Source organism: Peribacillus sp. NPDC097295 (genome assembly GCF_044761665.1).
In the GTDB taxonomy this organism is placed as follows: domain Bacteria; phylum Bacillota; class Bacilli; order Bacillales; family DSM-1321; genus Peribacillus.
In genome coordinates this window covers 346,653-367,916 of sequence record NZ_JBIWCW010000003.1, presented here as the reverse complement: position 1 = coordinate 367,916, position 21,264 = coordinate 346,653, and the positions used below count along the sequence as shown (strand labels likewise).

Genomic DNA, 21,264 nt, shown 5'->3' with positions numbered 1-21,264 from the left:
AAACGAATATTGATAGGTGAAGGAGTCTATGAAGATGAGTAAAAATGGGAAAATATCCACCGTGCAATTATCTTTGATCATCATGACGGCAGTCGGTTTAAAAAATCATGTAACGATCCTCCCTCATTTATTACCAGCCGCTAAGAGGGATGGCTGGATCACTGTCCTCATTTCCTTTTTCCTCATCTTGGGTTGGTGTGTGCTTTTATCCTATATTCATAAAGCAACAGACCATGAGAACATTTCCAAATGGGTCGAAATGAACGTGGGCAAGATTCCTGGGAAAATCTTCTCCATCTCTCTAAGCACTCTTTTCGTCATATTGGCGGCAGTCTCATTAAAGGAGATGGTGGTATGGACCAAAGTATCCTACTTGCCGGTTACCCCGCCCATTATGGAAATCATCCTATTCACGGGATTATGCTTTTTTCTCGCAAATACAAACATACAAACGATCGCCATCGTCAATACCTTCGTTTTGACAGCAGTTATCTTGTTCGGATTATTTGTGGCCTTCACGAATATTCAATTTAAAGATTATTCGCTATTAAGACCTGTTCTTGAACATGGGTGGAGGCCAGTTTTTTCCGGCATTATCTATCCTTTGTCCGGCCTAATAGAAATGATCGTCCTTTTGTTCATGCAGCAAAAAATTCATGGTCCGTTAAAATTCAAGGTTTTTTTCTTCAATGCCTTGATACTTACATTACTCATACTCGGACCTCTCATCGGCTCAATTACTGAGTTTGGACCGAAGGAAGCTGCCAGGCAAAAATACCCCGCATTCGAGCAATGGGGGTTAGTCACCTTAGGTCGCTTCATCGAACACGTTGACTTCCTGTCCATTTACCAATGGTTAACGGGTGCTTTCGTAAGGGTTTCCTTTTTATTATTTCTGGCGCTTGAGGTGCTTTCCATTAAAAAGAAACGGAATAAAACGATTCTACTCATCACTTTTTCCCTGATATTAATCATTTCCAATTCATTCAGGATCAGTGATATCAATCTATTCTTCATCATTAAAACTTTTGTCATGCCTGGAACTTTCTATTACTTTTTTATGGTATCCATTCTGCTGAGCCTTTTCATATTTTTCAAAAACCGAAGAAAAAGGAGGACCACATCAGATGTTCAACAAAAAGAAAAAGCAAGCATCCAATCCGATTGACCAACCCTCGGTGTCCAAAGAACCCCTTCGTACAGATGAAGAGTACTTGAAAGAGGTTTTCCGTAATTCCGAGGATGTTTTCTTTCAAACTACTTTATATCGTGACGATGCACCTGTTAAAGTCACACTGATTGGCTGTGAGGGGCTAATCGACAATGAATTATTGAATAATCTTGTATTCGAAAGATTAACTCTCTTTTTTCAGAAATTCGAAAAAGGAAAGGTCACTGTCGAGGACTTGAAGTCTTCCCTTCACCTCCCTCAATTAACGGAGCTGAATACAAAGGAACAGTTATTCGCCGACATATACTCGGGGAAATTGATCATCCATGTATTAGGTACCAACCGATTATTATCTTCCAATATTGCGAACCGACCGCAACGCAGTCCCGAGGAAACTTCAGCAGAAGTCACGATTAAAGGACCAAGGGATAATTTCATTGAAGATTTATCCATCAATGTCGCTTTGATACGAAAGCGGATGCGCACCAATTCCTTAAGTGTGAAGCACTTTGAAGTCGGTAGACGTACTCGGACCAAAATAGCCCTTTTATATATGGAGGATATTTCAGACCCCGATATGGTCAATCAACTTTCCAAAAATATCGAATCCCTCGATGTAGATGGAATCTATAGCGGTAATCAATTCATGGAATTGATAGAGGAAAAACCCGCAATCCTTTTTCCGAGACATCACTATTCGGGGAAGCCAGATTTTGCTGTACAGTGCCTGTTGAAAGGGAGATTATTGTTGCTCATTGATGGGGTTGCGTACACCATGATCACCCCTATTAACCTTTTTATCATCTTAAAGACCTCGGAAGATAATGAATATACGTCGACCTATGCTTCCTTTGAAAGGGGACTTCGCATCTTCGGGATCTTTGTCGCTGCGCTTTTACCAGGCTTTTGGGTTGCCATAACTACGTTCCATCAAGACCAGCTTCCCTTGATCCTTCTTGCCACTGTCGTTGAATCCAGGCGTGGATTACCGCTTCCTACAGCCTTGGAGGCCATAATCATGGTCATCGTGTTTGAAATATTCAAAGAAGCAGGTATGCGCCTTCCAAGTTCAATTGGACCGACTTTAAGTGTGCTGGGCGCCTTGATCATCGGGGACGCAGCCATCCGATCCGGTTTAACCAGCCCAGCCATGCTAGTCGTGATTGCAGGTTCAGCCGTAGCCACCTTCACACTCGTTAACCAATCAATCATAGGAGTCATCAGTTTGATCCGGCTTGTCTCGATTGCTTCGGCGTCCTTTTTAGGACTATTCGCATTTTTCCTTCTCGCTCTATTTTTATGTGCTTACGTGAGTAATATTCGGATTTTAGGTGTCCCTTACCTTGAAGTGACCGCTAACTTGAGCCCAACCAATATCTTTAAAACTCTTTTAAGGGTCCCCCCCACTTCCGATAAAAGAAGGCCAACCATCATCGCTACTAAAGACTCTACGAGGAAAGGCGATGATGAATAATAATGAAGTACAAGTTCATCCCAGTACTGGTGCTTGTCATCATTCTTTCTGGATGTTGGGATTCTAATGAACCGGAACGGCTCGTATATGCCCATGGAGTAGGAATCGATTATAAAAACGGCAAGGTCGTTATCCACCTTCAAATCATCAATTTACAAGGGCTCGCTAAAACCGAAGCGGGGGGTGATCCTAGTTCTTCAAATGCGAGTGATGTGGGTGTCGGAACTGGAGATACACTAGAAGAAGCAATATTCGATTTATATCATACATCAGATCGACGCGTTTATTGGGGCCATCTCTCTTTTGTCATTTTTTCGGATGAAGCCCTTAAAGCAGGGGGATTCAAAAAAACAGTGGATTTTCTAGACCGTTATCGTGAAACTCGGTATCGCATTTACTTTTATATGACGAAGGGATCCATTGAAGAAGCCATGTTAGTTTCACCAATTGAAAACATATCACTAGCATTTTCTAAATTAAGTGACCCAGAGGGAAACTATAAGCAAAGCTCATTCATCCCCCCCATAGATTTGCGGGAAATTATCATTGATATGGACGAACCATCTTATTTTGTACCCATTCCCTTCCTAAAAATTACAAATCAATGGAGCGGCCAGAAAGAAAAAAAGAAAGATTTGCTGTTGGATAGCATTGCAATCATTTCAGAAAATAAGATTAAAACCATTCTTCCTACCCGTGTGATGAAAGGCGGAAGATTAGTAAATAAAAACTTTGTTCGTGATAGTGTTACGCTTTTCCCGGGAACAAAACGAGATACTTCTGTTATCGTTTACGAAAAAAAGACGAAGATGACACCTGTTATAGAGAAAGATGGAAAGGTGCGTTTCCATATAAAAATGAAGCTTAAAGCTAGTATCGAGACGATGCAAAAGGATACATCATCTAAAGAATATGAAAAAGAATTAAAACGAATCCTCAAAAAGGAAATCAGGTATACCTATCAATACACGCAAGAAAAAAAAGTGGACCTGTACAGGTTTTCCGAAATCCTTTACCGAAAAGACATTAAAAAGTGGAAGGAAATTCAAAAAAATGGGGATATTCCATTAGAGGATGACACGATTAAATCGATCAAGATTGAAGTACAATTCCAAGATACCGGAAAGGATAAATTGACACCAATTTTTGAAAACCAAGAGGATAAGGGGCATAAAGATTAATAAAATTTTTCATCCATGTAGCAATCATAAGCAAATAAATAACCAGAATGCCTTTAAGCATCCTGGTTAAATGGGGCGTCAATAGATGAAATTGTCTGTTTGACCGCCCCCTTTTTATCATCCGATGACATGGTACCCTGAATCCACATGAATATTTTCACCAGTGATTCCGCGTGACATATCACTGAATAAGAAAACTGCAGTATCTCCGACTTCCTCCGGGGTTGTTGTCCGGCGAAGCGGCGCTTCTTCCTCGATTTTCTTCAAAATTGTATTGAAGTCACGTACACCTTTGGCTGATAGCGTACGGATCGGGCCAGCGGATATCGCATTGACACGAATGTTATCCTTGCCTAGATCACTGGATAAGTAACGTACATTCGCCTCAAGCGAAGCTTTAGCCACACCCATGACATTATAATTCGGCATGACCCGCTCACCGCCAAGGTAGGTCATTGTGACAATGCTACCACCTTCGGGCATGATCTCTTTCGCCGCTTTAGCTACAGCGGTTAACGAGAAGGAACTAATGTTGTGAGCAAGCAAGAACCCTTCACGGCTTGTATCGACGAAATCCCCATCCAGCTCTTCCTTATTGGCAAAGGCTATACAATGTGCGACACCATGAATGACGCCTACCTTTTCTTTAATGTCTGCAAAGCATTTCTCGATATCTTCGTCTTTCGTTACATCGCATTGCAGGATGATTGCGGGTTCCCCGTCCAAAGTGGAAGACAACTCCTTGACACTTTTCTCTGTACGTTCTTTCCCATATGTAAAAATTAGCTTGGCCCCCGCTTTATGTAAGGAACGGGCAACTCCCCAAGCAATGCTTCTTTTATTGGCAACACCCATAATAACAAACGTTTTTCCTTTTAATGAAAAAGTCATGCGTATGTGACCTCCTATTTTGTTACAAGTTATTAGTACCTGATACTAATTTTAGTATACCAAATATCAGGAAAGAAAAATACCGTTTTCTCATTTTAGAAAGAAGTAAGCGAAAGTCTTTCTCCTTCGCTTACAATAAATAGCCCATCAATAATGTGGCCAACCCGAAATAGATGAGGATACTGATGATATCGTTGATGGTGGTGATGAAAGGACCCGACGCAACGGCTGGGTCGATTTTCATTTTATGCATGAACAGCGGAACCAATGACCCTGCAAGTGTCGCAACGATCAATGTAATAAAAATGGAAATACCAACCAATAATCCTAACATGAAATCGTGCTTCCAAAAGTAGACAATACCAGTGATGACGATACCACATGTCAAACCAGTGATAAAACCAGTCCCTGCCTCCCGAATAATTAATTTCCATTTACTTTCCTCTTCCAAGTCACCTGTCGCAATTCCTCGTATGGCGACTGCAAGAGCTTGTGTCCCTGTATTCCCTGCCATCCCACCAATCAACGGGATAAACACGGCTAGAATAGCTTTCTGGCTGAGTGTCTCTTCAAATCTTCCAATAAGGCTAGCTGTCAATAATCCGAGGAACAGAAGGATCACCAACCATGGCAACCGTTTTTTCGCAGCGGAAAAAGCGCTCTTATCAACATGGTCAAGATCGGATACACCCGCTAATTTAGAGTAATCATCCGATGCTTCTTCGTCCATGACATCAATGATATCATCTACCGTAATGATTCCCAATAAACGATTTTGGAAATCGACAACCGGTACGGCGAGAAAATTGTAGTCCCTTATCTTACGGGCCACCTCTTCTTGATCCTCGGTTACAGGGACGGAAACAACCCGTTCATCCATCAAATCACCAATTAGAGCACTTTCTTCCGCTATGATTAAAGTCCGGAGAGATAAAACACCCAGTAACTTTTTCTCTTGATCCGTAACAAATACATAATAAATAGTCTCCGCTTGCGGTGCTTCCCTTTTTAAAATTTGCATGGCAGAACGCGCTGTTTCACTTGCCTCGATTGCAATGAATTCAGTCGTCATGATGCTTCCGGCAGTCGACTCTTCATAATGAAGAAGTTCTTGTATCTCACTGGCTGCCTCGTCATCCATAATCGTCAAATAGCTAACGGCTTGTTCATCGTTAATCTCGTTTAAAACATCAGCCGCGTCATCTGCGTACATATGGGAAAGCATATCTGCTGCATAGGTAGGATTCATTTCAGCTAACAGGTTTTCATATTCTTCTTCATCTATTTCAATGTTTTCAAAAAGATCCGCCATTTCTTCCGGTGATAAAAAAGTATACACAACAGGCCGGTACTCATCCTTTAAGCTCGTATAAAATTGGGCTTGATCATATGGATGCATATCGAGGAACTCTGTACGGAATTGATCTATGTCTTCTCTTTCTAGAGCTTTAACCAACAGCTCTTTATTCTGTTTATTGATTTCTCTCTCCTGCATTTCTTCCAAGGGTACACCTCCCATAACATATTTTTTTGTACTTAATATATTATTTTTTGAAATAATACTATACTAATACCATAAATATAAATAAAACAAACAAAGGACGTGAAGTATGAAGATCGATATCATCGGGGACATTCACGGTTGCTTCACTGAATTCAAGAATTTGACGATGCAAATGGGATATAGCTGGGATAGCGGCATTCCAGTCCATCCCCACGGAAGAATCCTAGGATTTGTGGGTGATTTGACTGACCGTGGTCCTGAGTCACTCCATGTCATTGAAGTTGTCTATGAATTGGTGATCAAGAATAAGGTTGCACTTTATGCACCAGGGAATCACTGTAATAAACTGTATCGGTATTTTTCAGGAAACAAGGTGCAAATATCCCATGGACTGGAGACTACCGTAGCCGAATATCAAACTTTGGGTAACCGAGAACAAAAGAAAGTCCGAAAGCAGTTCATGGAGTTGTATGAACAATCCCCTCTATATCAATTAATCGATGAAGGCCGTTTAATTATTGCCCATGCCGGCATTCGTAACGACCTCATCGGTCAATATGGCAATAAGGTAAAAACCTTTGTCCTGTATGGCGACATAAATGGTGCCAAGCATCCAGACGGCTCACCGGTCAGAAGGGACTGGGCCCAAGCCTACAAAGGGAAAGCCTGGATTGTATACGGTCATACCCCGGTCCCAGAAGCTAGATGTGTCAATCATACATACAACATCGATACCGGCTGTGTCTTTGGCGGTAAGCTCACTGCCCTTCGTTACCCAGAAATGGCGTTGCAGAGCGTGCCCTCTTCTTTACCTTATATAGCAGAGAAATTCAGGACTTCTTTTGACTAACCAAAAAAACTCGCCGGTTTTGGTGAGTTTTTTTGGTTTCATTTTTCTTATTCACAGCACACTGTTTCACTCGTATTCCCTTCTAGCAGAACCGACATATCCAGTGGTAGCTCTTCCTGGAATTTCAGTGTCTTTTTAGTAAAAGGATGTAGGAATTTCAACTCATAGCAATGGAGGGCCTGTCGGTCAATCCTATCTCGGTGTCCCCCATATAGGTCATCCCCTGCAAGCGGGTGTCCGATATAAGCCATATGCACCCTGATTTGATGGGTCCTTCCCGTTAAGAGTTCCAGATTAAGGACAGTATGATCTTCAGTACGGGCTTGGACGTCAAAAAGAGTGCAAGCATAACGGCCGTCATCCCGCACTTCACGTTCAATTATACTTGTCGATTTCCGGCCGATGGGCACCTCTACTTTTCCTGAAGCCCCAATACGCCCTTCCGCCACAGCTTGATAGCGCCGTTTCACTTGACCCAATTTTTGCTGTTCACATAAAAGGTGATGAATATGCCTATGCTTGGCAACCAAGACCAATCCCGATGTGTCTCGATCAAGCCTTGTCACGATATGGATCGTCGCCTGTATATTCATTTTCTTATAATATCCTGCCAATGCATTGGCCAGACTGCCATTCGGGTGTTCACGAGAAGGAATGGTGTTCATGGAATGTGGCTTCACTATGACTAACACAAAATCGTCTTCATAACGGATCTGAAGGGGGATGTCCTCAGGCAAAAGCCCTTCACTTCCTTGTTCAGGTGGAAAGATGACCGTGATGTTATCACCCATTTTTATCCGTTCCCTCACTGTCACTTCAAGACCATTGACCAAGATATACCCGCCTTTAAATTTAATATCCGTTAACGCCCGTTTTGAGATATCGTATTTGCTGAGGAACTCTCGCAATAAAGAACCAGAATCCTCTTCAGCAACCGACCAAGTTAAAGAAAATTTTTGATTAGACATATCGTAACATTAGCTCCTTAATTGGCAATGAATGAATCATGGACCCTTTTCCAGAAAGGAAACGGACGAAATCTTGCGAAACGGATCTTTTCATCCGCTACACGGCATTGAATGGACTTCACATCTTCTTGTAGGAGTGTTAAGTGGTCAATCGTGATTTGGAAATTGACGGCATTGACGGGCCGGAACATACAAGTATGATGTCCAGGCAGCAAAAGTGGCGAGCCAACCGTCCTAAATACCCGATTATTGATCGACGCCAATTCCGTAATCTGGATGGCATCAATCGAAGGATGGACAATTGCCCCTCCAAGAGCTTTGTTATAAGCGGTGCTCCCTGAAGGGGTAGCAATGCATAGTCCATCACCCCGGAATGTTTCAAAGTGCTGTCCACGAATTTCCACATCCATGACTAACGTGCCTTCAACACTCTTGACAGTCGACTCATTCAAGGACAAAAATCTCGTTTCCCGTCCTCCATGCTGATAGCGGACAATCGTTTCCAGCAGTGGGTATTCGACAATTTGAAAAGGAGTTTTTGCTAAAGCTATCACTAATTTTTCAATTTCATCCGGGGTCCAATCCGCATAAAATCCAAGGTGCCCTGTATGCACACCGACAAAGGCAGTCTTATCGAGTCGGTTCTTATAACGGTGAAAAGCATATAACAGTGTACCGTCACCGCCGACTGAAATGACTATATCTGGCTGATCTTCATCATAATCCAATTGAAAGTCTTGGAGATACGTTCTCATCCTTTGCATTAACGTATTGGATTTTGCATCTCCCTTTGAAGTAATCGCAAATTTCATACAATACCACCTAACTCATTTTGGTTTCTTCCTTCTTTACCCTTAAAGGTCTCATGAATCCTTTTTTCTTGAAAAAAGACGCTGTGCCTCCTGAATTTCCGTCCGAATTTGTGACATTTCTGCATCAAGTAGGAAAGCGGCCTCAGCAGCCCGTTTCAATCGTAATTGTATATCTTCGGGGAAAGCCCCTTTATATTTATAATTTAACGAGTGTTCGATCGTCGCCCAAAAGTTCATTGCCAAGGTCCTGATTTGAATCTCGGCTAGTATGTTTTTCTCGCCATGAATGGTCTGGACGGGATAGCGGATTACAACATGATAGGAACGGTAACCACTTGCTTTTTTATGGGAGATGTAATTTCTCTCCTCAACAATCTCGAAATCATTGCGGCTTCTCAAAAGATCAACAACCTGCGCAATATCATCGACGAACTGGCACATCATCCGAAGGCCTGCGATATCCTGTATCTCTTCTCCCAACTTATCGATGGGAATGTCCTTCTGACTTGCCTTATCCAATATGCTGTCGGTCGGCTTCACCCTGCCCGTTACGAATTCAATCGGAGAATGAATATTTTCTCTTTCAAACTGTTTCCTTAAACCCTTTAATTTAACCTTTAATTCTTCAACGGCCTGTATATAAGGCGCTAAAAAATCGTCCCAACTCTCCATTGCCACACCACCCACTTCTTTCGAAACGCCTGTTCAACTCTGGTATGGGCAGGACGATTCGAATCTTCTTATGAGATCCTCCAAGCAGTCCTGAAAACTGCTTCTCCCCAATATTTATTATATAAATATGTATAATTTTAACGTTGATAAATTCTGAACCAATCACTCATGCTCAATGTTTATATTTTATCATATTCAGCAATTGATTCCTAAATAATCAAGTACGATAATGAAAAATTATTAAATTCGATTTGACAGCCGAAATGGTTCTTATATGATTAATATAAAATAACTGCTAAAGAGGGATAATCCATGAATCAACATATCGAGATTGAATTTAAAAATCTTTTGAATGAAAAGGAATTCAGCCAGCTGATCGATCATTTCCACATTGACCCATCCACCTTCCATACTCAGCAAAATCATTATTTCGATACAGCGAATTTCAGTTTAAAAAGTCAAAACTCAGCCCTCCGTATCCGGAAAAAAAATAATCAGCACGAATTAACGTTAAAGCAACCTGCAAGCGAGGGCCTCTTGGAAACCAATCAGACTATTTCAGGGGAAATGGCCCATTCCTTCTTAAAAGAAGGAATCTTCCCTGAAGGGCCTGTCCGTAACCTGATTATGAAAAGCGACCTGAATCCAGACGATTTCACCTGTTTCGGAACGTTACAGACGGACCGTTCGGAATTCCCGTTTCAAGGAGGTTTGCTTGTTTTAGATCATAGCTCATATATGGGACAAGAAGATTACGAGCTCGAATATGAAGTTACCGATTTTGAGGGGGGGCAAAAAAAGTTTTTAAATCTCCTGGAATCGCTTCAAATCCCGGTACGAGAAACCGAAAATAAAGTAAAGAGATTCTATCGGGCAAAATTCAGTGAGTAATTCCGTCCAAATCTTATATGGAGGTGGAACAACGTGAAAATTCAAGACTTTAGGACATTAATGGATTTGCAAGCCATACAGCAATTCTCGACAGGCAATATCACCAATACAACTTCATCGCGATCCATGTTTCAAGAGATGCTGACAGGAATCATGTCGAGCGATACTCTTGAAAATACGTCGCAATCATTGGGATCCCTACTTTCCACCGTCGAAACCGAGGCACAGTCCATGCTTCAACCTAACGCATTAACTTCACTCAATCCGTCGACAGCCGCTGTCACTACCAAACAAACAAGCGAAACCGTCACGAACTTTGATGATATGATCAGCGAGGCTGCTACCTTATACAACCTTCCGGAAAAACTGATTAAATCCGTGATTAAACAGGAATCTAACTTCAACCCTTCCGCCAAAAGCTATGCCGGCGCAGCAGGGCTCATGCAGTTGATGCCTGCTACCGCAAGAAGCCTGGGAGTGGACGATGTAACCGATCCCAAACAAAATATCATGGGTGGCAGTAAATACTTAAGCCAAATGCTCTCCCGGTATAACGGTGACGTTGAAATGGCCTTGGCCGCTTATAATGCCGGTCCTGGTAATGTCGATAAGTATAATGGCATCCCACCTTTTTCAGAAACGCAAAATTACGTTCAAAAGGTGTTTAAAAACTATATGGGCTAAAACCCCAAGCCGACCCTAAATCACACGGGGTCGGCTATTTTTTTAGGCTCATCTTGTCTATCAAAGTTCCCTCTCCATGAAATCCATCCATATGAAAACTTCTTTTTGTCCCCCTATAACTGTGTAATAATACAGATGTGAAGTATATTCAAGCTAGATATTTGTTATATGGGTACACGATTGTTAAAATATGATTAAATATCAAACATCTTTCTTTTAAAGGAGTAATCAACATGATGAAAGAGAACCCTACACCATATGAATCAATTGGAGAAGGGCAATTACACAGGTTAATTGATGTATTTTACTCCAACGTTAGTCAACATCCGGAACTGCAACCGATTTTTCCTGACGACTTATCCGAAACAGTCCGTAAACAAAAACAGTTTATGACTCAATATTTAGGTGGGCCCTCCCTTTACACCGAGGAACACGGTCACCCTATGTTGCGGGCTCGACATATACCTTTTGAAATTACACCTGATCGTGCAAAAGCATGGCTTTCCTGCATGTATCACGCTATGGACGAAATCGGTCTTGAAGGTGAAATTCGCGAATTTTTCTATCATCGCCTCCATTTGACCGCCCAACATATGATCAATACATCCGGTATAGACGGGAAAGGAGAAGACAGTTGAGCGCACATAAACCAGTTTTCAATATTTCCGATTGGATAAAAACACAACATTGTTATGATATAGGAAAAAAGCCATTAGAAATTTATGTTTTTGTTGATCCACTTTGCCCCGAATGCTGGGGACTTGAACCGATCATAAGGAAACTACAGGTAGAATATGGCCAGTTATTCAGCTTACGCCATGTTTTAAGTGGAAAGATTAATTCTCTAAATATAGGAAATCCAAAAAGTTATGAAAACATAGCTCAGGTATGGGAAAAGACAGCCAGCCGTTCTGGAATGTCGTGTGATGGCAGTTTATGGACCGAGAATCCCATTTCTTCACCCTATGCTGCCTCCATTGCCATTAAAGCCGCAGAACTTCAGGGCAGGAAACTGGCCATTCGTTTCTTGAGACAACTCCAAGAGTATGTATTCATTGGAAAACGAGATATTTCGGACATCATGGTCTTAACCGAATGTGCCAAAACCGTAGGATTAGATATCGAGGAATTCCTTCAAGATATAAATTCTTCCAGTGCGGCCAAAGGCTTTCAGTGTGACATGAAGATTACAAGTGAAATGGAAGTGACCGAAATACCTTCCCTCGTATTCTTCAATCAGAATATTGAAGAAGAAGGCATAAAGGTATCTGGCGTTTATGCCTATGAGGTATATGTACAAATTTTAAGAGACATATTGAATGGTCTCCCTGAACCAGCCGCACCACCTTCTCTCGAAGAATTTATGAGTTACTTTAAACTAGTCGCCACCAAAGAAATCGAAACAGTCTACAATATGAGCAAGAATACCGTCGAGCTAGAAATGAAAAAACTCGTTTTGAAACAGGTAGCAGAAAAAATCCCTGCTAAGTACGGTACATTTTGGAGGTATATAGAGAAGTAATCGAATGCATATAAAAAACCCGGCAAATTGGGGAATTTGCCGGGTTTTTCTTCATTCTATTTATACGAACAAAGGGGATGGGAGAAATTTCACGATCAAACAAAGGGGTATAAGTTTGGTGTGATTCACTTCATATAGTAATATAACAGATATTCTACCTTTATTACAACCACTTTGTTCATATGTTCACAATATGTTCATTATTTATCAAAAGGCGATATTTTTTTTATTTTTTTGCAATTTCCGAATTGGACATATTATACATTCGCTATACTAAAAAACCCGGAAAATTGGGGAATTTTCCGGGTTTTTTATATATTTATACGAACAAAGGGGATGGAGAAATCTTCACGATCAAACAAAGGGGTATAAGTTTGGATGTGATTTACTTCATGTAAGTAATATATCAGAAATGTGAAATGCATTTCAACACTTTGTGTTTTATTTCACAAATTGTTCACAAGTAAAATATTTCATGTTCGTTCCAAAGTAACTATCCTTAACAAAACCTTCCATACTCCCATTTTCTAAGGTCATAGCATGCATAAAAACCCGAAAAATCGCGAAATTTTCCGGGTTTTTATATTTATACGAATAAGGGGATGGGAGAAATTTCACGAATCAACAAAGGGGTATAAGTTGGAGTGATAACTTCTATTTCTGTACTATATCAGATTGAAGCCTCTATGCGCAAGTAGTTTGTGCTTTATTTCACATTATCGCCATATTCTTTGAATAAACGTTACTATTAAATCATATGTTTTATAGAGTTTACCGACATTTTCTACTGGAGGTGCCTGTAATGAAACGTATTATTTTAATTATCCTCCTAATCGGTTCACTATTCATCCAACTACTTGGCATCATGCAGCTCATTCCTTTGTATTTCACATCCCCTATCTTATTTTTCGTCCTTTTTATTATCCTTCACAGCTTCAATCAGAGAAATCGATTTAAGGGATTTTAGCAGAATGCATAAAATGGCCAACCCATTACTTTAATGGGTTGGCCATTTTGCTGTTTATTTTGTTAAAAGTGCTTCTAATTCATTTAACTTTTCTTCAAATACATTCAACGCTTCTTGGACAGGTTCAGCTTTCGTCATATCGACGCCCGCCTTCTTTAATACTTCAATCGGATAATCTGAGCTACCTGATTTCAGGAATTCCAAATACCTTTTCACAGCTGGTTCGCCTTCTGTAAGGATTTGCTTACTTAATGCAGTCGCCGCACTAATACCTGTCGCATATTGATAAACATAGTAATTATAGTAGAAGTGAGGAATACGAGCCCATTCCAGACCAATTTCTTCATCGATTACTACATTCTCTCCAAAGTATTTCTTGTTCAATTCATAGTATTCCTCTGTCAACATTTCAGCGGTTAGCGCTTCGCCATTTTGTGCCTTCATATGGATCGTATGCTCAAATTCAGCAAACATCGTTTGACGGAAAAGTGTCCCACGGAAGCCTTCTAGATAGTGATTCAATAAATAGATCCGTTTCTTTTCATCCTCTATCGTATTCAGTAAATAATCATTCAAAAGATTTTCATTACATGTGGAGGCAACCTCCGCTACAAAAATGGAATAGTTCCCATACGGATACGGCTGATGCTTCCGTGTATAGTAACTATGAACTGAATGACCAAATTCATGCGCGAGAGTGAATAAGTTATTCACGTTATTTTGCCAATTCATCAATATATAAGGATTCGTTCCATATGTACCTGAGGAATAGGCCCCGCTTCTTTTTCCTATATTCTCTTGCACATCCACCCAGCGATTATCAAATCCTTCTTTTAGAACATTTATATAATCTTCTCCAAGTGGGGCAAGACCTTTAAGTACATATTCCTTAGCTTCTTCATACGTCACTTCCATTTTCACTTCTTTTACGAGGGGTGCGAATAGATCATACATATGAAGTTCTTCTAAATCGAGAACCTTTTTTCGTAACTCAAGATACCGGTGAAGTAGCGGTAAATTGTCATTGACCGTTTTAACGAGGTTATCGTAGACGCTCTCCGGGATATTGTTATTGCTTAATGCCGCCTGACGCGCAGATTCGTATTTACGTACACTCGCGTTGAAATTATGGTTCTTCACTTCACCCGACAAGGTTGAGGCAAATGTGTTGCGAAACTCTCCGTACTTGCTGTAAACACCTTTAAATGCTTCCTGACGCACACGGCGATTTTCGCTCTCAAGGAATCGAATGTATCTTCCGTGGGTGATCTCAACTTCATTGCCCTCTTCATCCTTGATAATGGGAAATTTCAAATCCGCATTATTCAACATGCTGAATATGTTACCGGAATTATCAAGCACTTCGGATGCCTGTGCCAGTAATGACTCTTGCTCAGCATTTAAAATATGCGGTCTTTGAAGGTTAATTTCTTCAAGTGAATGTTTATATAATCTCAGTTCGTCTTTTTCCTCCAAAAATTCTTGCACTTTGTTTTCATCAACGCTTAGCAGTTCTGGAACAACATATGAGAAGGCAGCAGCAGCTTGGGCGTATAGAGCCTTTGCCCTGTCTTCCATGCCTTGGTAAAAAGGATTGGTTGTGTCCTGATCATTGCGCATATGGGAATAAGCATACACTTTCCCCATCTTTTCAAATATTTCATCCTGGAATTGAAGTGCGGCAAACAACTTCTCTGCACTTTCACCCAAGGTCCCTTTAAAGGCTTCAGCTTTTAGAAGATTCTCTTTTACATCTTTGAAGGCCGCTTCCCAGTCTTCTTCAGTCGCGAATATGTCCTCAAGTCTCCATGTGTCTTCTGCTGGAATCTCACTTCTTGAAGGCAATGTATTTACTTTCGTTTCCTGTGTCATATTCTATTCCTCTCCATTCTAAAAAGACTTATCCATGATTACCTTTAGTTTGCCCGGGCTGGAACGACTTATTTACATCCTTCTAAGTCCTGCATTCTAAACGTCTAAAATTTGCTTCTCTTACTATTTCTCCAAAAACCATCATAATCCTCCCTACATCCCCATTCGAAAAGGAATATGGTGGCTATATCTCATTATAATGGATATATGCCCTTTCTATCATCAACTTGCTCTTTTGATAGAAAATACTTTCTAGTGTCATGCATTCATCACTTGTAGTTGGAACCGTAAACTGACGGGTAACCGTAAAGGTATCTGCTTCCCCTTCTTTTATATAACCCACTTCCTCTATGAACCGGATATAGTTTTTAACTGGGTCTTCCACATCTTTTCCCTTAAGAACAGGTAAGGAGCGCAGTTTTATATCCCCCTTCATGACCCGCTTCCTAAAATGATGGAGCACTTCTTTCATTAAAATTTTTTCCCCAAGTTTTTTCGTTTGAAACACATCCATGTAAAGCCATGCTTGCCATTCGATTGCAGGAGTTTCAATTTGGAACATACCAGAAATCGGAATCCCGATTTCTACGGGGATCGTTGCAGGAGAAAGGTGATGTATATAGAGTTCATAAAAGAAAGGATCACTTCTCTTGGCGGTTTTTACCCGGTGGAAGCACCAACTTTTTCGTTTCGTCCTCCAAGCCAATAAAAATGGGAAGTTCATACAATGTCGGGGTGATATGTGATAGGGGGATAAAAGGCTTAAAGGCGCTGACGTTAATTCTGCAAAGACCCCTCTTTTAGAAAATGGGGTGATATTTTTTAAGGCAGCAAATTGAAGGGTTTCCGGACAATACAACCACAGAAATGGATGTAAACAGGTTCCATTGACAAACAGCCACTGAAAGGCCGATAAACTGAATTCATTTTCACTCTTTTTTTGCAGACGTTTGGCACCCAAAATCCAGATGGGAGTGATATCCCTACTCAAGTAAGCCCTTGTTCGCTCATTGAATTCGGTCTCGGGAATGGTGGAGCATTGAAACTCTATCGCATAGAGCTTTTCATCGAGAGTAACCAATATATCTGCCCTTTTCTTGATTTCAGGTATATAGGCTTCCAATTCCGCACGAAAATTATGCGCTACGAACCATTCATACAGTGTTCTTTTTCCCATTAAGTGGTAAGCTGATTCAGGTTCTGACGAGGCATGACACGAAGAGTTATTCTTGTGGGCAAAATGAGGGACTTTCATCGTTCCAGCTTTGATAATCATTTCCGTTTCACAGCAGGGACAGAAATAACCTGTAGATTCTTTCATGACTTTTAACATGTTTCCGGTCAATCTTTCGGGGAGGGTGATCCAGGTTCCATCCTCCTTCATTGCGGTAAGCATATTCCGCCTCCTTTCCTAGTATATTTCATTCTCTCCTGAGCCGTTAAATTCCTTCTAAAATAAAAAAATGCCGTGATGGCATAAAAGGATTCACCATTAAAGGAGTGGTGATAATAACCTACATGTAGATTCCAGTACTTTCAGCCCTAAATGACGGTTAGAAAATACATCGAAACGTAATTCATTCGATACCTCTAAGTCCTTCAAAAAGTCCTCTACCAGCGTCTGTGTACTTTCTGTATGGTAAAGGAAGGCATTGACCTCGAAATTCAAATGAAAGCTCCTCATGTCAATGTTCGAGCTGCCAATGGAAGCCAGTTCGCCGTCCACGATGACTATCTTGCTGTGCATGAAACCTGTATCATATTGAAAAACCCTGACTCCTGCTTCCAAGAGTTCTGAAAAATAGGTCATAGAAGCATGAAATACGATTCGTTTATCTGGATTCTTCGGCACCAACAACCGCACATCCAACCCACTCAATGCCGCCACCTTCAATGCCTGAAAAATATCATCATCGGGGATGAAATACGGGGACGCAATCCAGATTGATTTTTCCGCCGATGTAATCATGGTGAAGAAAAGATCTTTAATGACCGTCCTTCGATTATCAGGACCACCAGCTAACATTTGCACACCCCCTAGGTCAGGCTGGAGTGACTGACTTGTACATAGATAGTCATCCGTTAAAAAGCTTCGGTTCGTACTGTAATACCAATCCTGTAAAAAAATGAGCTGTAGCGTTCGGACCGCTTCACCTTCTACCATAAGATGAGTATCTCGCCAGAAGCCGAAATTCTTGTTTAGACCCAAATACTCGTCTCCTATATTTAGACCACCAATAAAACCAACAGAACCATCAATAATGAGTATTTTACGATGATTCCGAAAATTAAACGTACTTTTTAAGAAAGGGAACTTTATAGGACCGAAGGGAACGATTTCCACTCCTCCATGTTTCAATTCATCAATATAGGAGCGGGCTAAACTCCAACATCCCACCGCATCATATAAAAAACGCACACGTACTCCTTCGTTTGCCTTTTGTATTAAAACGTCCTTAAAAGCACCACCGATATCATCATCTCTAACAATATAATACTCCAAATGAATATGATGCTTAGCATTCATCAGTTCCTTCAGGATGGTGGAGTAGGTCTCTTTTCCATTTGTTAAAATGGTCGTTTTCGTTGCAAAGGACATGGGACTATTGCCAAGTTTTTCGATGAAAGAAAATAACTTCCGATGCCGTGTTTCCACTCCCCTTTTTTTCCGGATATCATATTTCGCATCGTCTGGACTTTTTAAAAAATCATGCTTATCCAAAAAATACTTCTTTTGAAACTTCCGCTCTTTTCGAAAATTGCGTCCAAACAAAAAATAAAAGATAAAACCGATTATGGGGAAGCCCCCGAATACAATGATCCATGTGATCGTTTGAATCGGATGACGATTTTCGAGAAAAATACTAAATCCTATAATCATTAACGAAAGTGTTAACAACAGACTGAGATAGCCCCTAACCCCCACTTCTTCCAATAATAGATACCATGTGCTACCCAACATGAGAATGAATAAACCAATACCAACTTTCCCGTTCATCTAAGACGACCTCCAATTAACAAAACACAGGCACGCGTTAAAAAGCTTTCATCTGAATGAGGCAAAAGGGTTTAAAAAAACCGATTCCCAAAGAAATCGGTCCAAAATATTATGCGAAAAATTTATCCACTGTCGAGAATACGTCGTTTTCTATGACTACTTTTCCGTATTCTTCAAGCATGTGTACCGTTATTGGGGATTCCTCACTGTATTCCAACAAAAGACTTAAAACATTATCGATTTCTTCTTCGTCAATTTCAGCTTCGGAAAATTCTATATACAGATAATATTTATTTTGATAAGCATAAAGCTTCGTTGTCCAAGTATCCAAACCAGAACGCTTGCTTAATGAAATGACATCTTCAAAATCTTCGAATATCGTGATAAATTCGATCATTCCATCTTCAAATGTCATGCTACTTTCTTCGCTTTTGCCTTCAAAGTGCTGATCAAGGAGCGTATCCACCTTGTCTGTTACACTTAAATCTTTTAACGTATCATCCGATAGAGGCAATTCAAGTTTCTGACCATCTTTGGCAAGTTGGGCTTTTGTGACCAAAACTTCCAAGCCTTTTTCTAATGCCTGGACCTGAATCCATAAAGGACCTTCAATCATGAATTCTTCTTCCTGGTGCACTTCATCCATCATTTCCCAAAAAAGCTCTTCACTTCTCTCACGACTGTACCAAATCTCTTCGCGATCAAAACCTCTTTCCTCGATATCTATATAGGATATATAAAATTTTACTGTATCGTCATTAATGCGTTCGATTTCCATGATTCCCCTCTCCCTTCCTTTCTCATTTTGAAGGGATAATAACCCCCAAGCGAAAATTGCTCTTAAAAGCTCTTTACCCGTTAGTACTTACTGCAAATCATGCTATCCTTTAAAACAGACTATTTTACATCATTTTATGACAAAACCTTGAAGAAGGGAAATAAAATACATCAATATCAAAAAAACAATTGTTTGCCTAATATTCCATTCATTTTATAAAAAAAGTCATCCACATGCAACTATCACGCTGACAGTCTGCATTTTAATTAATATTCTATATTGTATACACTTAATGGGTAATTACATGCTTCTTTTATCTGATCCCTCACATACCCTTGTCAATAAGAGCCTAGTAGTCCCGAAAAAGGTAGGTTTTCCGGTTTAATCGAAAGAAAAAATAAATATGTAAAAACAAAAAGCTCTGCACATTCTCAGCAGAGCTTGGGAAACTTATTAATTGACCATACGCTGTGCTTCAAGCAACTGGAACGTACGGACTTTTCGTGGTAAGAAGCGACGGATCTCATCTTCGTTATACCCAACTTGAAGTCGTTTCTCATCAAGGATGATAGGACGTCTTAGCAACCCTGGGTTTTCTTTAATCAATTTATATAATTCTTGTAGAGGCAGGCTCTCTAAGTTAACATTTAACTTTTGAAAGGTTTTTGACCGGGTCGAGATGATTTCATCTGTCCCATCTTCCGTCATACGTAGAATTTCTTTAATTTCCTCAATCGAAAGAGGTTCTGAAAAGATGTTTCTTTCTGTATAGCCAATCTCGTGTTCCTCTAACCATGCTTTTGCTTTTCTGCATGAAGTACAACTTGGGGATGTATATAATGTTACCATGTTTACCCACACTCCCTAAATATAGAATCAGTGATCTATGAGGGGAAATCTACTACTATTCATAATTACGATTCTAATTTAAAATAATTTTAAATAAGTATTTCATATAATTAATTATACACTAATTCATTTAAAATGAATACCCTTTTTCAAAATTGAAAATAACCTTTAAAACTTCCTATTTTATCTGTACCACAGGAAAAACGTTTTTTTATGTAATACATTTTAACGTTACTTTCCTAATTGAAAATACATACTTAGCATTCTCAATTAAACGAAAATTTACCCCTCATTTTGTTTTATTCTTTCATTAGTTTTTATTTACCCCCTTTTATCAGCTATAAACAAAATCAGTATCATTAATAATTTCTTTAAACTCCCTCTGATTCCTTCTTCCTTTATAAAAACCATCCTTTAGACTGTTTAAAGCACTTATATCTAAAAAGAAACCGTCCAATTGTTCTTATTCAGGACTATGTGTTCTGCAAAAATAAAAAAAGCTGGCAAATTTGCCAGCTCATCTACATTCCGAATTCTTTAAACCCTATCATGTTCTACATTTTTCTCTATATTTAGTACTTCATCCACAGGTTGATAGGACTTTCCATATAAATGCTGATCTTTATGGGTGTGAATTTCCGAATAAATCTTTTTCATATAATTAAACACATCTTCTTCTTTTACTGAAGGGTTTGCCGGCCAATATAAGATCTCCATCGGGGTTTCTTCGTCAGTTGCCAGCGACTTGCGATTATAAGCAATGGAAGAAGCATGCAAGAACCCTTCCCTCTGATAGAATCTTAATCGTTTTGACGTGTCCTCATCTTTTTCCTGGACTGGCTCAACCTCAAGGAAGACTGTCTTTTGTCTTTCTTGCAATTGATGAATCAATTTTTTCCCAAGACCTTGACCTCGTGCAGTCTCAGCTACGAATAAGTAATCCACGAAAATAAATTCTTTCCCTTCCACATATAGTAAAACATGGTCAGGTCCTTCATCCTTTTTGTATATATCTTGTTTATCCTTTAATAGAATTTCTATATGTTCTTTCGACTTCATTTCTTCTATTGGAAAATATTGATTAAGTTTATCGTACCAATTCATAAATTTCATCTCCGCTTCATCATTTTATCTTTTCTTTCTTATCGTTTACAATAAAAATGTATATATCTTGAATTTT

20 protein-coding genes are annotated in these 21,264 nt (G+C 39.9%); 9 read left to right on the top strand and 11 right to left on the bottom strand.

What is annotated here, in order from left to right:
* The first annotated feature begins 34 nt into the window (after window positions 1–34).
* Genes ACIQXN_RS08125 through ACIQXN_RS08115 form a run of 3 tightly spaced genes read left to right on the top strand, consistent with a single transcriptional unit; the run spans window position 35 to window position 3,826 of the window.
* A complete protein-coding gene (locus tag ACIQXN_RS08125) occupies window positions 35–1,168 on the top strand; it encodes a GerAB/ArcD/ProY family transporter (RefSeq protein ID WP_402964409.1) in 1,134 nt (377 codons plus the stop codon).
* Complete coding sequence (locus ACIQXN_RS08120; RefSeq protein WP_402964406.1) at window positions 1,128–2,645, top strand: spore germination protein; 1,518 nt, start codon at window positions 1,128–1,130, stop codon at window positions 2,643–2,645. The genes ACIQXN_RS08125 and ACIQXN_RS08120 overlap by 41 nt, the downstream gene beginning before the upstream one ends.
* A gap of 2 nt (window positions 2,646–2,647) precedes the next feature.
* On the top strand, window positions 2,648–3,826 hold the full coding sequence (locus tag ACIQXN_RS08115) for a Ger(x)C family spore germination protein (protein ID WP_402964403.1): 1,179 nt from the start codon (window positions 2,648–2,650) through the stop codon (window positions 3,824–3,826).
* A gap of 117 nt (window positions 3,827–3,943) precedes the next feature.
* Here ACIQXN_RS08115 and fabI read toward each other — a convergent pair whose 3' ends face one another.
* Together fabI and mgtE are read right to left on the bottom strand one after the other, a co-directional pair.
* Window positions 3,944–4,717, bottom strand: a complete 774-nt coding sequence (fabI, locus tag ACIQXN_RS08110; protein WP_402964400.1) for an enoyl-ACP reductase FabI — start codon at window positions 4,715–4,717, stop codon at window positions 3,944–3,946.
* Between the two features lie 130 nt (window positions 4,718–4,847).
* Window positions 4,848–6,212: a magnesium transporter gene (mgtE, locus tag ACIQXN_RS08105; RefSeq protein ID WP_402964683.1), complete on the bottom strand. Its 1,365-nt coding sequence runs from the start codon at window positions 6,210–6,212 to the stop codon at window positions 4,848–4,850.
* A 115-nt stretch (window positions 6,213–6,327) separates the two neighbouring features.
* Here mgtE and prpE point away from each other — a divergent pair, with 115 nt between their 5' ends.
* Complete coding sequence (gene prpE / locus ACIQXN_RS08100) at window positions 6,328–7,071, top strand: bis(5'-nucleosyl)-tetraphosphatase PrpE (RefSeq protein WP_402964397.1); 744 nt, start codon at window positions 6,328–6,330, stop codon at window positions 7,069–7,071.
* Between the two features lie 47 nt (window positions 7,072–7,118).
* On the opposite strand, the gene ACIQXN_RS08095 is transcribed toward prpE, so the two are convergent.
* From ACIQXN_RS08095 to yjbM, 3 genes are read right to left on the bottom strand one after another with little or no spacing between them, the layout of a single operon-like run.
* Complete coding sequence (locus tag ACIQXN_RS08095; RefSeq protein WP_402964394.1) at window positions 7,119–8,039, bottom strand: RluA family pseudouridine synthase; 921 nt, start codon at window positions 8,037–8,039, stop codon at window positions 7,119–7,121.
* Window positions 8,040–8,056: 17 nt separating this feature from the next.
* Window positions 8,057–8,851, bottom strand: coding sequence for an NAD kinase (locus ACIQXN_RS08090; RefSeq protein WP_402964391.1), 795 nt, complete (start codon window positions 8,849–8,851; stop codon window positions 8,057–8,059).
* A 51-nt stretch (window positions 8,852–8,902) separates the two neighbouring features.
* Window positions 8,903–9,523 carry a GTP diphosphokinase gene (yjbM, locus tag ACIQXN_RS08085; RefSeq protein ID WP_402964388.1) on the bottom strand — a complete coding sequence of 207 codons (621 nt, stop codon included), beginning with the start codon at window positions 9,521–9,523 and terminating at the stop codon, window positions 8,903–8,905.
* A 312-nt stretch (window positions 9,524–9,835) separates the two neighbouring features.
* Between yjbM and ACIQXN_RS08080 the strand changes: the two genes are divergently transcribed.
* From ACIQXN_RS08080 to ACIQXN_RS08060, 5 genes are all read left to right on the top strand, one after another.
* Window positions 9,836–10,414 (top strand): CYTH domain-containing protein, encoded by a 579-nt coding sequence (locus ACIQXN_RS08080; RefSeq protein ID WP_402964385.1) that lies wholly within the window; start codon window positions 9,836–9,838, stop codon window positions 10,412–10,414.
* Window positions 10,415–10,447: 33 nt separating this feature from the next.
* Window positions 10,448–11,098 carry a lytic transglycosylase domain-containing protein gene (locus ACIQXN_RS08075; protein WP_402964382.1) on the top strand — a complete coding sequence of 217 codons (651 nt, stop codon included), beginning with the start codon at window positions 10,448–10,450 and terminating at the stop codon, window positions 11,096–11,098.
* Window positions 11,099–11,331: 233 nt separating this feature from the next.
* On the top strand, window positions 11,332–11,736 hold the full coding sequence (locus tag ACIQXN_RS08070) for a globin domain-containing protein (RefSeq protein ID WP_402964379.1): 405 nt from the start codon (window positions 11,332–11,334) through the stop codon (window positions 11,734–11,736).
* Window positions 11,733–12,620, top strand: coding sequence for a ClpXP adapter SpxH family protein (locus ACIQXN_RS08065; RefSeq protein ID WP_402964376.1), 888 nt, complete (start codon window positions 11,733–11,735; stop codon window positions 12,618–12,620). The genes ACIQXN_RS08070 and ACIQXN_RS08065 overlap by 4 nt, the downstream gene beginning before the upstream one ends.
* Window positions 12,621–13,422: 802 nt before the next feature.
* A complete protein-coding gene (locus ACIQXN_RS08060) occupies window positions 13,423–13,587 on the top strand; it encodes a hypothetical protein (RefSeq protein ID WP_402964373.1) in 165 nt (54 codons plus the stop codon).
* Window positions 13,588–13,641: 54 nt separating this feature from the next.
* Here ACIQXN_RS08060 and pepF read toward each other — a convergent pair whose 3' ends face one another.
* The 6 genes from pepF to ACIQXN_RS08030 all read right to left on the bottom strand — a co-directional run bounded on the left by pepF (window position 13,642) and on the right by ACIQXN_RS08030 (window position 21,188).
* Window positions 13,642–15,459 (bottom strand): oligoendopeptidase F, encoded by a 1,818-nt coding sequence (gene pepF, locus ACIQXN_RS08055; RefSeq protein ID WP_402964370.1) that lies wholly within the window; start codon window positions 15,457–15,459, stop codon window positions 13,642–13,644.
* 184 nt (window positions 15,460–15,643) lie between these two features.
* On the bottom strand, window positions 15,644–16,855 hold the full coding sequence (locus ACIQXN_RS08050; protein ID WP_402964367.1) for a competence protein CoiA: 1,212 nt from the start codon (window positions 16,853–16,855) through the stop codon (window positions 15,644–15,646).
* A 96-nt stretch (window positions 16,856–16,951) separates the two neighbouring features.
* Entirely contained in the window at window positions 16,952–18,457 is a 1,506-nt protein-coding gene (cls, locus tag ACIQXN_RS08045) for a cardiolipin synthase (RefSeq protein WP_402964364.1), read from the bottom strand.
* 109 nt (window positions 18,458–18,566) lie between these two features.
* A complete protein-coding gene (gene mecA / locus ACIQXN_RS08040) occupies window positions 18,567–19,235 on the bottom strand; it encodes an adaptor protein MecA (protein ID WP_402964361.1) in 669 nt (222 codons plus the stop codon).
* Window positions 19,236–19,688: 453 nt separating this feature from the next.
* Complete coding sequence (gene spxA / locus ACIQXN_RS08035) at window positions 19,689–20,084, bottom strand: transcriptional regulator SpxA (protein ID WP_402867793.1); 396 nt, start codon at window positions 20,082–20,084, stop codon at window positions 19,689–19,691.
* Between the two features lie 537 nt (window positions 20,085–20,621).
* Window positions 20,622–21,188, bottom strand: coding sequence for a GNAT family N-acetyltransferase (locus tag ACIQXN_RS08030; protein ID WP_402964358.1), 567 nt, complete (start codon window positions 21,186–21,188; stop codon window positions 20,622–20,624).
* Between the last annotated feature and the right edge of the window lie 76 nt (window positions 21,189–21,264).

What these genes read in the sequence shown, in the direction of transcription:
- ACIQXN_RS08115 (WP_402964403.1), top strand. Translation starts at nt 2,648, where the DNA reads ATGAAGTACAAGTTCATCCCAGTACTGGTGCTTGTCATCATTCTTTCT.
- mecA (WP_402964361.1), bottom strand. Translation starts at nt 19,235, where the DNA reads ATGGAAATCGAACGCATTAATGACGATACAGTAAAATTTTATATATCC.
- ACIQXN_RS08095 (WP_402964394.1), bottom strand. Translation starts at nt 8,039, where the DNA reads ATGTCTAATCAAAAATTTTCTTTAACTTGGTCGGTTGCTGAAGAGGAT.
- yjbM (WP_402964388.1), bottom strand. Translation starts at nt 9,523, where the DNA reads ATGGAGAGTTGGGACGATTTTTTAGCGCCTTATATACAGGCCGTTGAA.
- ACIQXN_RS08090 (WP_402964391.1), bottom strand. Translation starts at nt 8,851, where the DNA reads ATGAAATTTGCGATTACTTCAAAGGGAGATGCAAAATCCAATACGTTA.
- pepF (WP_402964370.1), bottom strand. Translation starts at nt 15,459, where the DNA reads ATGACACAGGAAACGAAAGTAAATACATTGCCTTCAAGAAGTGAGATT.
- cls (WP_402964364.1), bottom strand. Translation starts at nt 18,457, where the DNA reads ATGAACGGGAAAGTTGGTATTGGTTTATTCATTCTCATGTTGGGTAGC.
- ACIQXN_RS08070 (WP_402964379.1), top strand. Translation starts at nt 11,332, where the DNA reads ATGATGAAAGAGAACCCTACACCATATGAATCAATTGGAGAAGGGCAA.
- prpE (WP_402964397.1), top strand. Translation starts at nt 6,328, where the DNA reads ATGAAGATCGATATCATCGGGGACATTCACGGTTGCTTCACTGAATTC.
- spxA (WP_402867793.1), bottom strand. Translation starts at nt 20,084, where the DNA reads ATGGTAACATTATATACATCCCCAAGTTGTACTTCATGCAGAAAAGCA.
- ACIQXN_RS08060 (WP_402964373.1), top strand. Translation starts at nt 13,423, where the DNA reads ATGAAACGTATTATTTTAATTATCCTCCTAATCGGTTCACTATTCATC.
- mgtE (WP_402964683.1), bottom strand. Translation starts at nt 6,212, where the DNA reads ATGCAGGAGAGAGAAATCAATAAACAGAATAAAGAGCTGTTGGTTAAA.
- fabI (WP_402964400.1), bottom strand. Translation starts at nt 4,717, where the DNA reads ATGACTTTTTCATTAAAAGGAAAAACGTTTGTTATTATGGGTGTTGCC.
- ACIQXN_RS08080 (WP_402964385.1), top strand. Translation starts at nt 9,836, where the DNA reads ATGAATCAACATATCGAGATTGAATTTAAAAATCTTTTGAATGAAAAG.
- ACIQXN_RS08030 (WP_402964358.1), bottom strand. Translation starts at nt 21,188, where the DNA reads ATGAATTGGTACGATAAACTTAATCAATATTTTCCAATAGAAGAAATG.
- ACIQXN_RS08050 (WP_402964367.1), bottom strand. Translation starts at nt 16,855, where the DNA reads ATGCTTACCGCAATGAAGGAGGATGGAACCTGGATCACCCTCCCCGAA.
- ACIQXN_RS08120 (WP_402964406.1), top strand. Translation starts at nt 1,128, where the DNA reads ATGTTCAACAAAAAGAAAAAGCAAGCATCCAATCCGATTGACCAACCC.
- ACIQXN_RS08125 (WP_402964409.1), top strand. Translation starts at nt 35, where the DNA reads ATGAGTAAAAATGGGAAAATATCCACCGTGCAATTATCTTTGATCATC.